The sequence below is a fragment of the Pseudoduganella sp. UC29_71 genome (assembly GCF_042693265.1).
GTDB lineage: Bacteria > Pseudomonadota > Gammaproteobacteria > Burkholderiales > Burkholderiaceae_D > Rugamonas.
Window position 1 is genome coordinate 3,656,442 of the sequence record NZ_CP170549.1, and the last position, 14,544, is coordinate 3,670,985.

General features: G+C 66.4%; 11 protein-coding genes and 5 tRNA genes. 11 read left to right on the forward strand and 5 right to left on the reverse strand.

The window, feature by feature from the left end; all coding sequences use genetic code 11:
• Nucleotides 1-12: 12 nt before the first annotated feature.
• The gene (locus ACFJI2_RS16050; RefSeq protein ID WP_377700933.1) at nt 13-930 is read left to right on the forward strand and encodes a LysR family transcriptional regulator; all 918 of its coding nucleotides are present in this window, start codon (nt 13-15) and stop codon (nt 928-930) included.
• On the opposite strand, the gene cysE is transcribed toward ACFJI2_RS16050, so the two are convergent.
• The 3 genes from cysE to rnr all read right to left on the reverse strand — a co-directional run bounded on the left by cysE (nt 931) and on the right by rnr (nt 5,060).
• Nucleotides 931-1,674: a serine O-acetyltransferase gene (cysE, locus tag ACFJI2_RS16055; protein ID WP_377700934.1), complete on the reverse strand. Its 744-nt coding sequence runs from the start codon at nt 1,672-1,674 to the stop codon at nt 931-933.
• Nucleotides 1,675-1,796: 122 nt separating this feature from the next.
• A complete protein-coding gene (rlmB, locus tag ACFJI2_RS16060) occupies nt 1,797-2,543 on the reverse strand; it encodes a 23S rRNA (guanosine(2251)-2'-O)-methyltransferase RlmB (protein ID WP_107870406.1) in 747 nt (248 codons plus the stop codon).
• 51 nt (nt 2,544-2,594) lie between these two features.
• Nucleotides 2,595-5,060 (reverse strand): ribonuclease R, encoded by a 2,466-nt coding sequence (gene rnr, locus ACFJI2_RS16065; protein WP_377700935.1) that lies wholly within the window; start codon nt 5,058-5,060, stop codon nt 2,595-2,597.
• A 332-nt stretch (nt 5,061-5,392) separates the two neighbouring features.
• Here rnr and ACFJI2_RS16070 point away from each other — a divergent pair.
• The 7 genes from ACFJI2_RS16070 (at nt 5,393) to ACFJI2_RS16100 (ending at nt 9,081) form a co-directional block, all read left to right on the forward strand.
• Nucleotides 5,393-5,477: transfer RNA gene (locus ACFJI2_RS16070), tRNA-Leu, on the forward strand.
• A gap of 158 nt (nt 5,478-5,635) precedes the next feature.
• Entirely contained in the window at nt 5,636-6,727 is a 1,092-nt protein-coding gene (locus ACFJI2_RS16075; protein WP_377700936.1) for an NF038122 family metalloprotease, read from the forward strand.
• Nucleotides 6,728-6,803: 76 nt separating this feature from the next.
• Nucleotides 6,804-6,888, forward strand: a tRNA-Leu gene (locus tag ACFJI2_RS16080).
• Between the two features lie 164 nt (nt 6,889-7,052).
• Nucleotides 7,053-7,137: transfer RNA gene (locus ACFJI2_RS16085), tRNA-Leu, on the forward strand.
• Between the two features lie 50 nt (nt 7,138-7,187).
• A tRNA-Leu gene (locus ACFJI2_RS16090) sits at nt 7,188-7,272 on the forward strand.
• A 110-nt stretch (nt 7,273-7,382) separates the two neighbouring features.
• Nucleotides 7,383-8,924, forward strand: coding sequence for a S41 family peptidase (locus tag ACFJI2_RS16095; protein WP_377700937.1), 1,542 nt, complete (start codon nt 7,383-7,385; stop codon nt 8,922-8,924).
• A gap of 72 nt (nt 8,925-8,996) precedes the next feature.
• Nucleotides 8,997-9,081: transfer RNA gene (locus ACFJI2_RS16100), tRNA-Leu, on the forward strand.
• A gap of 53 nt (nt 9,082-9,134) precedes the next feature.
• Here ACFJI2_RS16100 and ACFJI2_RS16105 read toward each other — a convergent pair.
• Nucleotides 9,135-10,013, reverse strand: coding sequence for a LysR family transcriptional regulator (locus ACFJI2_RS16105; RefSeq protein WP_377700938.1), 879 nt, complete (start codon nt 10,011-10,013; stop codon nt 9,135-9,137).
• Between the two features lie 99 nt (nt 10,014-10,112).
• Here ACFJI2_RS16105 and ACFJI2_RS16110 point away from each other — a divergent pair, with 99 nt between their 5' ends.
• On the forward strand, nt 10,113-11,117 hold the full coding sequence (locus ACFJI2_RS16110) for an NAD(P)-dependent alcohol dehydrogenase (RefSeq protein ID WP_377700939.1): 1,005 nt from the start codon (nt 10,113-10,115) through the stop codon (nt 11,115-11,117).
• 47 nt (nt 11,118-11,164) lie between these two features.
• On the opposite strand, the gene ACFJI2_RS16115 is transcribed toward ACFJI2_RS16110, so the two are convergent.
• Nucleotides 11,165-12,016, reverse strand: a complete 852-nt coding sequence (locus tag ACFJI2_RS16115; RefSeq protein WP_377700940.1) for an SDR family oxidoreductase — start codon at nt 12,014-12,016, stop codon at nt 11,165-11,167.
• Between the two features lie 97 nt (nt 12,017-12,113).
• Here ACFJI2_RS16115 and ACFJI2_RS16120 point away from each other — a divergent pair, with 97 nt between their 5' ends.
• Together ACFJI2_RS16120 and ACFJI2_RS16125 are read left to right on the forward strand one after the other, a co-directional pair.
• Nucleotides 12,114-12,545, forward strand: coding sequence for a winged helix-turn-helix transcriptional regulator (locus tag ACFJI2_RS16120; RefSeq protein ID WP_377700941.1), 432 nt, complete (start codon nt 12,114-12,116; stop codon nt 12,543-12,545).
• Between the two features lie 138 nt (nt 12,546-12,683).
• Nucleotides 12,684-14,543 (forward strand): ATP-binding protein, encoded by a 1,860-nt coding sequence (locus ACFJI2_RS16125; protein WP_377700942.1) that lies wholly within the window; start codon nt 12,684-12,686, stop codon nt 14,541-14,543.
• Nucleotide 14,544 lies beyond the last annotated feature (1 nt).

A 14,544-nucleotide genomic window follows, 5' to 3' on the forward strand; every position in this document is an offset into this window, starting at 1 on the left:
TTGGAGTTAAAGATGATCGACCCGTCCGAATTGGCGTTTTTCGTCCAGATCGTCAAGGAAGGCACGCTGTCGGGCGCGGCGCGCGAACTGGGCGTCACGCCGGCCGCCGTCAGCAAGCGTCTCACGCGGCTGGAGGAAGCGGTCGGCGTGCCGCTGCTGAACCGCACCACGCGCCGCCTGAGCGTGACCGACGCGGGCGAGCTGTATTACGCCAACGCGCTGCGCATCCTGGCCGAGCTGGAGGACCTGGAGCGGCTGCTGTCGCAGGACCGGGCCGCGCCCAAAGGCCTGCTGCGGGTGAACGCGCCACTGGGCTTCGGACGCACCTACATCACGCCCATCGTGTCCAATTTCGTCAAGCGCTACCCGGAGGTGGAGGTGCAGCTGCAGCTGAGCGACCATCCGCTGAGCCTGGTGGACGAGTCCTACGATATCGGCATCCGCTTCGGCGACGTGCCGGACGCGCGCGTGATCGCCACCAAGATCGCGGACAACCGGCGCCTGGTGTGCGCGGCGCCCTCCTACCTCAAGCAGCACGGCGTGCCCAGGGTGCCGAACGACCTGGCCCGCTTCAACTGCATTGTGCTGCGCCAGAACGACGCGGCTTACGGGACATGGCGTTTCACCAAGGGCCGCCAGACGGAAACGGTGAAGGTGCGCGGCACGCTGAGCAGCAACGACGGCGAGGTGGCCCTGAACTGGGCGCTAGACGGCCACGGCCTGCTGCTGCGGGCGGAATGGGATATTGCGAAGTACCTGCGCTCGGGGCGCTTGCAAATCGTGCTGGAGGATTACGCCACGCCGTCGGCGGATATCCACGCCATCTACCCGGAGAAGCACAAGCTGTCGCCCAAGGTGAAGGTGTTCGTGGAGTTTTTGGCGACCAGCTTCCAGGGGCCGGCGGGCACGAAGCCCGCGTCGGCGTGGTAGTTACTCCACCAGCTTGTTCAGCTGGGCGGAATCGAACTTGTCGCACTCGGGGATGGATGGACAATCCAGCCCCGACGCCTTCATGATGGCGGCCATGCGCTCAATTTGCTGCTCTTGCGCGGCGGCCTGGTCGATCAGTGCGCGCAGGGCCTTGATGAGCGGATCGTCGCCGTTGGCGGTGATGCCGTAGGCCGAGAACATCTTGGCGGACGGACTGACGCTGACGGTCTGCTTGTCGATGATGTGCGCGGGGTTGCCGACCGCTGTGGCGCCGGCCGGCACAGGCTTGAGCAGCACAGCGTTGGAACCCACCTTGGCGTACTCGCCCACCGTGAATGCGCCCAGCACCTTGGCGCCGGCGCCGACGATGACGCCGCGCTCCAGCGTGGGGTGGCGCTTGCTGCCGGTGTGCAGCGAGGTGCCGCCCAGGGTCACGCCCTGGTAGATGGTGCAGTCGTCGCCCACCACGGCGGTTTCGCCGATGACCACGCCGAAGCCGTGATCGATGAAGACGCGGCGGCCGATGTGGGCGCCGGGGTGGATTTCGATACCGGTGATGATGCGCGCCAGGTAGGAGATGAAGCGGCCCGGCCATTTGAGGCCGTGCGTCCAGCACCAGTGCGCCCAGCGGTGCAGCACGATGGCCTGCAAGCCGGGATAACAGGTCAGCACCTCCCAACCGTTGCGGGCGGCGGGGTCGCGTTCGATGATGCTGTTGATGTCTTGGCGCAGGTTGCGGAACATGGCGGCACAGGGATTAGTCCGATCTACGCATGGTAGCGTATTCGGTTCGGGGTTGCTTGGGATGGTGGCGGAGCCGGCGGGTTACGGCTGCGCGTAACCCGCCGTCGCCGGTCAGGCTGGAATCAGCCTTCTTTGACGAGGCGCTGGCGGCGCGCTTCGTACAGACAGACGCCGGAGGCGACCGAGACGTTCAGGCTCTCGACGGTGCCGAACATGGGGATGCTGACCAGCATGTCGCAGGTCTCGCGGGTCAGCCGGCGCATGCCCTCGCCTTCCGAACCCATCACCAGCGCGGTCGGGCCGGTGAAGTCGGACTGGTACAGGTTCTTCTCGCCGTCGTCGGAGGTGCCGATCAGCCAGATGTCGCGGTCCTTCAGGTCGCGCAGCGTGCGCGCCAGGTTGGTTACGGTGATGTAAGGCACGTTCTCGGCCGCGCCGGACGCCACCTTGGCGGCGGTGGCGTTCAGGCCCACCGCGCGGTCCTTCGGCACGATCACCGCGTGCGCGCCGGCGCCGTCGGCCACGCGCAGGCAGGCGCCCAGATTGTGCGGATCGGTAATACCGTCCAGCACCAGCAGCAGCGGCGGGCCTTCGATGGCGTCCAGCAGCTCGTCCAGGTTGCGCGCCAGCGAAATCTGCTGCGCGAAGGCGATCACGCCCTGGTGGCGGTGGGTGCCGACGATCTTGTCGAGGCGGGTGGAATCCACCGGCATCACGCGCACGCCGAGCGACTTGGCGTTGGCCACTAGGTCGGTCATGCGGCGGTCGTTACGGCCGATGTCGACGAAGATCTCCTCCACGGAGGATGCTTCGTGGCGCAGGCGCGAGGTGACGGCGTGGAAGCCGAAAATCATTTTGTTCTTGGACATGCTTTTCTTCAGTGAAGCCGCCCGGGCCGGAGCCGGGGCGGCGGTTAGTGCTTAGCGCTTCTTTTTGCTTTTGGTGGCAGGCTTGGCTGCCGGGGCTGCGGATTTGCTGCGTTTCGGCTTGGCGGCCGGTTGTGCTTTCTGCTTGGCCGCGGCCGGGGTGCGGGACTGCACTTTCGGGCCGGGCTTGACGTTGCTGCGGGTGTCGGCCTTGGTGGGCTGCTTGCGGTTGCGGCCGGTCGCCGGCTCGTCGCCGGAACCCGAGCCGGGGCGCACGCCTGCCGCCAGCTGCTCGGCTTGCGCCAGGCGCAGGTCGATCTTGCGGGTTTCCAGGTCCACGCGCACCACTTGCACATTGACCTTGTCGGTCAGCTGGTAGCGCTTGCCGGTGCGTTCGCCGCGCAATTCATGGCGCGCTTCGTCGAACTGGAAGTAGTCCGCGCCCAGGTCGGTGATGTGCACCAGGCCTTCGACGAACAGCTCCTGCAGCTGCACGAAGATGCCGAAGGTGGTCACGCCGGTGATCATGCCGGTGAATTCCTCGCCCAGCTTGTCCTGCATGAAGTAGCACTTCAGCCAGGATTCTACGTCGCGCGAAGCTTCGTCGGCGCGGCGCTCGTTGGCCGAGCAGTGCACGCCCAGCGCGTCCCACACGGTCAGGTCGGCGGCGGCTTTGGGCTGCTTGCCTTCCGCCTTGTCCTTGGCCTGCTGGCGGCGGGTGGCGTTCGACACGGCCGTGTTCAGCACGCTGGTGTCGGCCACTTTGGGCTCGTACTTCTTGCCCAGCAGGATGGCCTTGATGGCACGGTGCGTCAACAAGTCCGGATAGCGGCGGATCGGACTGGTGAAGTGGGCATAGGCCTCGTACGCCAGGCCGAAGTGGCCGATGTTGTCCGGGCTGTAGACCGCTTGCTGCATGGAGCGCAGCAGCATGGTTTGCAGCAGGGATGCGTCCGGACGCTCCTTGATCTTGCGCATCAGCTCGGCGTAGTCGCCGGCGGCCGGCGTGTCGCCGCCGGCCAGGCTCAGGCCAACCTGCTTCAGGAAGTCGCGCACCTGCTTGAGCTTTTCCTTGGTCGGGCCGGCGTGGATGCGGTAGGTGCCGGGGTGCTTGTGGCGCAGCAGCAGGTCGGCCGCGCAGACGTTGGCGGCCAGCATGCACTCTTCAATCAGCTTGTGCGCATCGTTGCGGGTGCGCGGAATGATCTTTTCGATCTTGCCGGCCGGGTTGCAGACGATGTAGGTCTCGGTGGTCTCGAAATCGATCGCGCCGCGCTCGGCGCGTGCCTTGGCCAGCGCGTGGTACAGGTCGTACAGGTTCTGCAGGTGCGGCACGATGCCCGGACGGCGCGCCGCTTCCGGCCCCTTGGTGTTGCCCAGGATGGCGGCCACTTCGTTGTACGTCATGCGCGCAGCCGAGTGGATCACGGCCGGATAGAACTGGTAGGCCTTGACTTCGCCCTTGGCGGTGACCACGGCGTCGCATACCAAGGTCAGGCGGTCGACGTTCGGGTTCAGCGAGCACAGGCCGTTGGACAGCTTCTCCGGCAGCATGGGAATCACGCGGCGCGGGAAGTAGACCGAGGTGCTGCGCTCCAGCGCGTCCGCGTCCAGCGCGTCGTTCGGCTTGACGTAGTGGCTCACGTCGGCAATCGCGACGATCATGCGGAAGGCGTTGGTGCGGCCGATCTTCACCGGTTCGCAGTACACGGCATCGTCGAAGTCGCGCGCGTCTTCGCCGTCGATGGTGATCAAAGGCACGTCGCGCAAGTCCACGCGGTCGGCCAGGTCGGCTTCGCGCACATGGTCCGGCAGCTTGTTGGCCTGCTTCAGCGCGGCATCCGAGAAGATGTGCGGCACGCCGAACTTGCGCACGGCGATTTCAATTTCCATGCCGGGGTCGTCCAGCGCGCCCAGCACTTCGGTGATGCGGCCGGCCGGCTGCTTGAAGCGGCCCGGCTGCTCGGTCAGCTCGACGGTGACGATCTGGTCCACCTTGGCTTTGCCCACCGGGCCTTGCACGATGATGTCCTGCGCGATGCGCTTGTCTTCCGGCGCCACCAGCCACACGCCGTTTTCCTTCAGCAGGCGGCCGATGATGTGGGTGTTGGCGCGCTGCACCACTTCGACAATGGTGCCTTCCGGACGGCCGCGGCGGTCCAGGCCGACCACCTTGGCCAGCACCTTGTCGCCGTGCAGCACCTTGGCCATTTCGCGCTCGGACAGGAACAGGTCTTCGCCCGGCTCGTCCGGGATCACGAAGCCGAAACCGTCGCGGTGGCTTTGCACGCGCCCGGCCACGAAGCCGGAGTGGTCTGCCAGCGCAAAGAAGCCGTTATGGTCGGAAACGATCTGGCCGTCGCGCTCCATGGCGTTCAGACGGCGGGTCAATACGGCGTGAGACTCGGCCTTGACATCGAGCGACAACGCCAGTGCGCGCAGATCGAGCGGCGCCTTGGCGCTGCGGAAGATGCCGAGAATTTCCTCACGGCTAGGAATGATGTGGGTAGATTGGTTCAAAAGTATTTCTATGGTTTTATTATTGATGGAGAAAAAATCGTGTACCGCCCTGACCAGCCACGTTGACATGGAACAGGGCGTAGTGTACCGGAGGTCGCGCTATTTGCCTAACGCGGTGGGCTGGCTGTGTGCCCGGCGACGCGCCGCGCGGCGCCTGAAAAAAGTTGTTCCAGGCTATTTGACTTCTCAAAAGAATCCTCTATAATTCTGGTCTTCCGCAGCGGCAACGCTGAGGAAACGGCGAGTCGATGCGCAGTATGGAACGGAAACGTTCATCTGGCGCGAAACTCTCCAAGTCGTTATAATAGCAGAAGTTGTTATGCAGTATCAGTGCCCACGTGGCGGAATTGGTAGACGCGCATGGTTCAGGTCCATGTGCCGCAAGGTGTGGGGGTTCGAGTCCCTCCGTGGGCACCACAGAATTCCGCAAAAAAGCCTCCTTCGGGAGGCTTTTTTCATTGTCGGACGCGTTGACAGTCCACCCCAGCGCGGCAGCGGTCGGCGTGCAAGTCCTTGATTCCATTGCGCCGCACGCTTCTTGCATCAATCCGGGCATTCCACTCAGGAGTGCCACCATGAAAATTCTCACCGCAACCGCCCTTTGCGCCGCCCTGCTCGCCGCCGCGCCGGCCCGGGCCGTGCCCATCTTCAACTTCCAGTTCATTCCCGGCACCAGCCTGCAGGCGCAGCAAGGCTTCATTGCGGCCGGCGCGCGCTGGTCCGCGCTGCTCACCGACGACATCACCGTCAACCTGACAGTCGGCTTCGGCGCGCTGGGCGGCGGCATCCTGGGCCAGGCCGCCAGCACGCAGGACTTCCATTCCTACGCCAGCTTCCGCAACGCGCTCGATGCCGACCGCAGTTCGGCGCTGGACAACACGGCAGTGGCCCACCTGCCGCTCAACAGCTTCGGCCTGCTGATCAACCGCACCGCCAACAATCCCAACGGCGCCGCCAGCGCCACGCCTTACGTGGACAACAACGGCAGCGACAACAACAGCACCGTCTTCATCACCAACGCCGAAGCCAAGGCGCTGGGCATGGCGGTGGCCGAACAGTCCCTGCCCGGCTGCATCGGCAATTGCGATGGCTTCATCCAGTTCAACAGCAACCTGGCCTTCGACTTCGACAGCAGCAACGGCATCGGCGCCACGCAATACGATTTCGTCGGCATGGCTGCGCATGAAATCGGCCACACGCTGGGCTTCATCAGCGGCGTGGACGTGCTGGACTTTAATGCGCCGCCCAACAACGGCCCCTTCAACGACAACGAGTTCACCTATGTGTCCGGGCTGGACATGTTCCGCTACTCGCCGCTCAGCAGCGCCAGCGGCGTGATCGACTGGACCGCCGACGGCCGCGAGAAATACTTCTCGGTGGACGGCGGCGCCACGCTGGGCGCGCAATTCTCCACCGGCACCACCTTCGGCGACGGCCGCCAGGCCAGCCACTGGAAGGACTTGATGATGCTCGGCCTGATGGACCCCACCGCCGCGCAGGGCGAACTGCTGCTCATCACCCAGAACGACCGCATGGCCATGGATGCGCTGGGCTACAACCTGGCGCCGATACCGGAGCCGTCGCGGGCGGCCATGTATGGCGCCGGCCTGCTGATGGCGCTGGCCTGGGCGGGCCGCAGGAAATATTTTCATGGAAACATCAATTGACGCTTGACCAAGGGCTGCGGGGCCTTTAAGATTCGGGCCTCTGTTGCAGAACAACGCGACGGAAAGCAGCACCAGTGCCCACGTGGCGGAATTGGTAGACGCGCATGGTTCAGGTCCATGTGCCGCAAGGTGTGGGGGTTCGAGTCCCTCCGTGGGCACCACAGAATTCCGCAGAAAAGCCTCCTTCGGGAGGCTTTTTGCATTCCCGCGCCGCTTTTTGCGCGCCGGCGGAGAAATCTTGCTTGCGCTCTTGACGCCATCGCTGCCAGCCCTTACTATGCGTGCCTCTGTTGCAGAACACCGCAGCAAAGACAAAGAAAACAGAGCCCACGTGGCGGAATTGGTAGACGCGCATGGTTCAGGTCCATGTGCCGCAAGGTGTGGGGGTTCGAGTCCCTCCGTGGGCACCACAGTTCTGTTTTCGATGTCGCGTTGTACCAGCAGTACCAGCAGTACCATTGCCCACGTGGCGGAATTGGTAGACGCGCATGGTTCAGGTCCATGTGCCGCAAGGTGTGGGGGTTCGAGTCCCTCCGTGGGCACCAAGAATTCCGCAAAGAACGCCGCAGACCTTCACCGGTCTGCGGCGTTTTTTTCATTGACGCGGCAAAACAGGCGTCATAGCATGATTATTCTTTTATCAATAAGGATGCCCATGCCGCTGCCTGCCCTGCGCGCCCGCGCCGCCCTGCTGCTTTCCTTGCTTGCCTCGGCCGCCGGCGCCGCCGACAAAACGGCCGCCGACTGGCAAGCCGCCGCGCGGGCCGATCTGGACGCGGTTCACCAGCTCATCCTGACCGCCCACCCCGGCAGCATCGACGAACTCAATCCCGGCTTCAAGGTCTGGGCCGAGCAAGGCTATCGCGAAGCCGGGCAACTGCTGCCGCGCGTGAACAGCTACGATTCCATGATGGCGGCAGTGCGCTACTACGTCACCGGCTTCCGCGACGGACACCTGCTCTATTCGGACAATGCGCGCCGCGACTACACCATGCTCGTCAACGGCTGGCGGCTGCGCAGGCAAGCCGGCAGCTACGTGGTCGATGCCCACCTGAAGGACTGGCCGGCGCCGCTGCCACCTCTCGGCGCGGCGCTGCTGCAATGCGATGGCCGCAAACCGGACGCCATCCTGGCCGAGGACGTGGCGCCCTATCTGGACCGGCGCGCCACCGGCCCGATGGCCGAGCATCTGCCCAGCGCGCTCACCCTGCCCGCGCTGCCGGATCTCCAGCTCAAGCGCTGCCAGTTCCGCACCGTGGAGGGCGCGCTGATGGACATGCCCATCACTTACCAGGGCGTGCCGGCGCAGCGCTACTTCCGCGGCTGGGAACGGGCGCCGCAGACCGGACCACAGCCCCAGCGGCGCAGCAACAAGTTCACTTTCGAGGACGGCGTGCTGTGGGTCAGCGCGGCCAGCTTCAACACGCTGCCGTCCAAACCCCAGATTGCCGAATTCGATGCCATGCTGGCCGGGCTGGCCAGGCTGGAAGGGGTGCGCCTGATGGTGTTCGACGTGCGCGGCAATGGCGGCGGCAGCAGCGCCATCGGCGACAGGATCTTCACCGCAGCCACCGGCGGGCTGGACTACGACAAGCAAGACATCGACAAGCTGCCGCGCACCTACGCGCAATGGCGCGTGTCCGATCTGCTGCTCGAGACCACGAGCAAGTTCGCCCTGAGCTTCGCCGAGCGCTACGGACCGGACAGTGCGCAGGCGCGCCAGTCCAGCGCCTTCCTCAAGCAGGTGCAGGAGGCGAAAGCCAAGGGCGCAACCTGGGTGGAGCAGCCCGGTGGCCACCTGCTCACGCGCGCCGAGATCGCCAGGCGCGGCGGCAAGCTGCGGCGCTACAGCGGCCCCGTGGTGCTGCTGACGGACTCGGCTTGCGCCAGCGCCTGCCTCGATTTCGCCGACCTGGTGCTCAGCGTCCCCGGCGCCATCCACGCGGGCCGCACCACCAGCGCCGACACGCTGTACATCGATACCGGGCGCGCCACGCTCCCGAGCGGCAATGTGCTGGTGGTGCCGCAAAAAGTATGGCGCAACCGCCTGCGCGGCAGCGACGAGGCGCTGGCGCCGGGCATCGTGCTGAAGGCGGACCTGGACGACGACGCGGCCGTGCGCGCTGAAACGCTGGCCGCGCTGGCCGCGATGGCGGCCTCGGCCAATGCGAAGCCGCGCCTGCAAGCCACCCCTTGACGGCTGCTCATCCGTCCATTACTATGCGTGCCTTCTGTTGCAGAACAGCGCAGCGAAGCAAGCAGTAACAGTGCCCACGTGGCGGAATTGGTAGACGCGCATGGTTCAGGTCCATGTGCCGCAAGGTGTGGGGGTTCGAGTCCCTCCGTGGGCACCACAGAATTCCGCAAGAACGCCTCCCCCGGGAGGCGTTTTTCATTTCCGGCGCAATTAACCGAAACGTTCCGCCATGAAGTCCACGAAGCTGCGCAGCTTGGGCGAACGATAGCGGTCCTGCAGGTAGACCAGGTTCATTGGCCGGCTCGGCAGCGCATGCTCCGGAAACAGCCGCACCAGGCGCCCCGCCTTCACATCCTCCTCCAGCAAGATCGCCGGCTGCAGCACGATGCCCATGCCGTGCACCGCCGCCACGCGCAAGGCCTGGCCGTTGTTCACCTGCACGCGGCCGGCCACCGGCACGCACAGGTCGCCATCCTCGCCTGTCAGGCGCCAGTGCGCCAGCGCGGCGGTCGAGAACGACAGGCATTCATGGCCACCCAACTCTTCCGGCCGGGCCGGCGTGCCCCTGCGCGCCAGGTAGCCGGGCGAGGCGCAGATCATCAGTTGATAGGGCGCCAGCGGCCTGGCGATCAGTGCCGAATCCGGCAGGTGGCCGATGCGGATGGCCGCCTCGCAGCCCTCCTCCACCAGGTCCACCACGCGGTCGCTCAGCACCACGTCCACATCCACCTGCGGATGGCGCTCCAGATAGCCGGCCAGCGCAGGCATCAGCGCTTCCGCGCCGAAGGTGACCGGCGCGGTGACACGCAGCTTGCCGGCCGGCGCCAGTTGCAGGTTCTGCGCCTGCGCGTCCGTTTCCGCCACCAGCCGCAGGATGTCCTTGCAGCGCTGGTAGTAGTCCTCGCCGAAAGCGGTGAGGTACTGCCGCCGCGTGGTGCGGTTCAGCAGGCGCATGCCGAGGCGCTGCTCCAGCATGCGCAAATGGTTGCCCGCCATCGTCGCGGAGATGCCGCCGGCCACGGCCGCAGCGCTCAGGCTGCCCTTCTCCACCGCCAGGACATAGACCTTCATGCTTTCCAGCAGATCCATTTAAAAGCCTCAATTATGAATACATCAAATGGAACGCAGTTTATCGCGAATGAATTCTAAATAACACTGAAGCCTTTCCTGCACTCGTAGAAAGACATCATGAAAGCCATCCAACTGACCGCTCCCTCCCTCGACGCTTTCCGCCGGGCGGAGCTGCCCGATCCCGCGCCGGCCGCCGGCCAGGTGCTGGTGCGCATGCGCGCCGCGACGCTGAATTATCTGGACGTGGCCATCGCCACCGGCAACTTCCCGGCGCCGGCCTTCCCGCTGGTGCCGGTGGCGGACGGCGCGGGCGAGATTGCCGCGTTGGGCGAAGGCGTGAGCGGCTGGGCCGTGGGCGAGCGCGTGATTCCGCACTTTATGCCGAACTGGCAGGGCGGCGGCATCACGCCGCACAATGTGGCCGCCATGCGCGGACTGAGCTTGCCGGGCTCGCTGGCCGAGTACGTGGCGGTGCCCGCCAGCAGCCTGGCCGCGCTGCCCGCCCACCTGGATTATGTCCACGGCGCGGCGCTGCCGATCGCCGCCACCACGGCCTGGAATGCGGTGCGCGCGGCGCAGCTGCGGCCGGGGTCGGTAGTGCTGCTGCTGGGGACGGGCGGCGTGAGCATCTTCGCCTTGCAGTTTGCCAAGGCCTCGGGCGCGACGGTGATCCTGGCGTCGTCGTCGGAAGCCAAACTGGAACGCGCCGGGCAGCTGGGCGCGGACCACCTGATCAACTACCGCGCCACGCCGGCCTGGGACGAGGCAGTGCTGAAACTGACCGGCGGACGCGGCGCCGACCTGGTAGTGGAAACGGCTGGCGCCGCCACGCTGGCGCGCTCGCTGAATGCGGCGGCGATGGGCGGCACGGTATTCACGGTGGGGTTCGTGGCGGGCACAGCCGCCTCGATCGACCTGCTGCCGATTATCGTGAAGGCCCTGCGCGTGGTGGGCAACAACACGGGCTCGGTGGCGGACCTGGCCGAGGCCGCACGCGCGGTGGCGGCGCACAAGATTGTGCCCGCCATCGACCGCGTGTACGACATCGGCGAGACCGCTGCAGCGTACGCGGAACTGGCCGCCGGCGGCCGCCACTTCGGCAAGCTCGCCATTGCGCATTGATGGCGCGGTGATGGCGCATCGATGGCGCTGCTGATGCGCCGCCGCGCTTACTGCGCCAGCGCGGCACGCACCGCGTCAGCCAGCGGCGTGGAAGGCCGGCCGATCAGGCGCGACAACGTGCCGCTGTTGTCCTCCAGCGCGCCCTTGGCCACGCCGGCATCCGACTCCGACAGCAGCGCTGCCAGCCAATCGGGCAAGCCTGCGCCCAGCAGCGCCGCCTTGTATTCGGCCTCCGGCAGGTCCTTGTAAGGCACGTGCTTGCCCGCCTGGCGCGACAGTTCGGCCGCCAGTTCCGGCAGCGAAAAACCGCGCTCGCCCGCCAGCTCATACACCGGCTCCGGGTTGGCGCTGTTCAGCACGGCAGCGGCGGCCGCCGCGTAATCCGCGCGCGTGGCGGCCGACACGCGGCCATCCTGCGCACTGCCCAGCAGCACGCCATGCGCCAGCGCGCCGCCCAGGCCGGCCGTGTAGTTCTCGTAGTACCAGCCGTTGCGCAGGATGCTGTAGCGCAGGCCCGACGCGCGCAGCAGTTCCTCGGTGGCCTTGTGCTCGCCGGCCAGCGCCAGCGGCGAAGTGTCCGCGTGCAGCAGGCTGGTGTAGGCCAGCAGGCCCACCCCGGCGCGCTTGGCCGCCTCGATCACATTGCGGTGCTGCGGCAGGCGCTGGCCCACTTCGCTGGACGAAATCAATAAGACCTTGTCGGCGCCGGCGAAGGCCGCGTCCAGCGTGGCCGGATCGTTGTAGTCCGCCTTGCGCACTTGTACGCCCAGCGCTGCCAGGCTGGCTGCCTTGGCAGGGTCGCGCACGGCGGCGGCGATGGACGAGGCGGAATGGGTTTTCAGCAGTTCCGCAACAATCAGTTGGCCCAGTTGGCCGTTGGCGCCGGTGATGACGATCATGGTGCTTCCTTTCAATTCAGTTGGAGTAAATCCATCTTAGCGCCTATACTTACTATTTGTAAGTACGCACATTTTAGTAAGTACCCAGGAGGCTCCGATGTCCGAACCGAAAACCCTGCGCGCCGCCCTGGCCGCGCACAATGAAGCACGCCGCGGCCAGCTGATGGTGGCGGCCTGCCCTTCGCGCGCCGTGCTCAGCCACGTCACCAGCCGCTGGGGCGTGCTGGTGCTGGTGATCCTGCTGGGCGGCATGCACCGCTTCAGCGAACTGCGCCGCGAAGTGGGCGGCGTCAGCGAAAAGATGCTGGCGCAGACGCTGGACGCGCTGGTGGGTGACGGCTTCGTGCTGCGCTACGCCCACCCGGTGATCCCGCCGCGCGTGGAATACAGCCTGACGCCCATGGGCCGCGAATTGGCGCAACGCTTGGAAGCGCTGGTGGACTGGATAGAGGAGAACTATCCGAGAATCGCCGAGGCCCGCGCCGCATCGGGGGCGGCCCCGGCCGCCGGTTCAGCCGAGGCCGCCTAGCTTGTCTGGCGATTACTTGCGGTTTGCTAGCATCATTTGCTTACCAATTACAGCGCCGCCGCGCGGCATCCTGTACTACACTTGCCCCTGACACCCCGCATTACGGAACGGGCAATGACGTCGATACCGCCTATTAAATTGCAAACCATACTGATCGTTACTGGCGCCAGCTTTGACCTGGCGGCGCTGGAAGGCGCGCTGGCGACGTCCGGTCTGGGCCTGCTCGCGGTCACCCGTGCCGACAGCGCGCTCAATGCCGTGCGCGCAGGCGGCGTGGCCATGGTGCTGCTGGATGCGGCGCAGGCAGGCAGTTCCAGCTACGAGCTGTGCGGCTACCTGCAAGCCGCCAGTTCCGCGCCGGCTTTGCCCATCATATTGCTGACACCGGCCGGGTCTGGCTCTCCCGCCGACCTGGACGACGAAGAAAAACGCGCCCGGGCTGCCGGCGCCTGCGCCTGCCTGCGCCTGCCCTTCAGTACCGGGGCCGTGCTCGAACAGATCCTGGCCCACCTGCCCGCGCCGCGATCGGCGGACGAGCTGAGCGCCAGCATTGCGCAGCTGCGCCAGCTGCGGCTGGCGGACGCCGCCAGCCATCAGCTGGCCGAAGCGCTGCGCGAAGGCCAGAACCAGCTGCTGGAACTGGTGGCGCGCGGCGCGCCGCTGCAAACCACACTGGACAAGCTGATGCTGCTGATCGAGGAGCAATCGCCCGGCGTGCTGTGTTCCACCCTGCTGCTCGACAGCGACGGCCGCACCGTGCGCACCGGGGCCGGCCCCAGCCTGCCAAGCGATTACATGGCAGCCATCGACGGCCTGCCCATCGGCCCGGTGGCCGGCTCGTGCGGCACGGCCATGTACCGCAAGGAGGCGGTCATCGTCTCCGATACGCAGACGGACCCGCTGTGGGCGCCGTATGCCGCCATCGCCGCGCAGTATGGCTTGCGCGCCTGCTGGTCCGTGCCCATCCTGCTCGACAGCGATACCGTGCTTGGCACCTTCGCCATGTACTACCGCGAAGTGCGCAGCCCCAGCGCGGGCGACATGCGCCTGATCGGCGTGGCCACCCACCTGGCCGGCATCGCCATCGCCCGCACCCGCCACGAGGACGAACTGCGCCGCCACCGCACGCAACTGGAGGCGCTGGTGGCCGAACGCACGGCCGAGCTGCGCAAGGCCAAGGAACGCGCGGAGCAGGTGAACGACGAGCTGGCCACCGCGCTGGACAACCTGAGCATGACCCAGGACGAACTGGTGCGGCGCGAAAAGCTGGCTGCGCTGGGCGCGCTGGTGGCCGGCGTGGCCCACGAGCTGAACACGCCCATCGGCAACAGCCTGATGGCGGCCGGCACCATGGCCGACCGCACCCAGGCGCTGCGCGCCGCCATGGCCGGCGGCGCCAGGCCATCGGAACTGGACGCCTATCTGGACGAAGCGGCGCAGGCCGACGACATCGTGGTGCGCAACCTGAAGCGGGCGGCGGCGCTGCTGCACAGCTTCCGCGCCATTGCCGTGGACCACGACAACAGCCAGCGCAGCCGCTTCAAGCTGGCGCCGCTGGTGGCCGGCCAGATTCCCGCGCTGCAGGCCGCGGCCAAGCACGTAGCGGTGGAAGTCGAGCTGGACATTGCGCCGCATCTGGAACTGGACAGCTATCCCGGCCAGCTGAACCAGGTGCTGCAGGCGCTGTTCGAAAACAGCGTGACCCACGGCTTCGAAGGGCGCGCCAAAGGCCATGTGCGCATCAGCGCCAGCCTGAACGGCAAGGGCGAAGTGGTGCTGGTGTACGCCGACGACGGCAACGGCATCGCGCAGCAGCACCTGGGCCATGTGTACGACCCCTTCTTCACCACGCGGCGCGGCACCGGCGGGTCCGGCCTGGGCCTGTATATAGCGCATAACATCGTCACCAGCGTGCTGGGCGGGCGCATCAGGGTCGCCAGCGAGCCTGGCCAGGGCGCCACCTTCACACTGCTGCTGCCGCCGTCCGCGCCGCTATAAT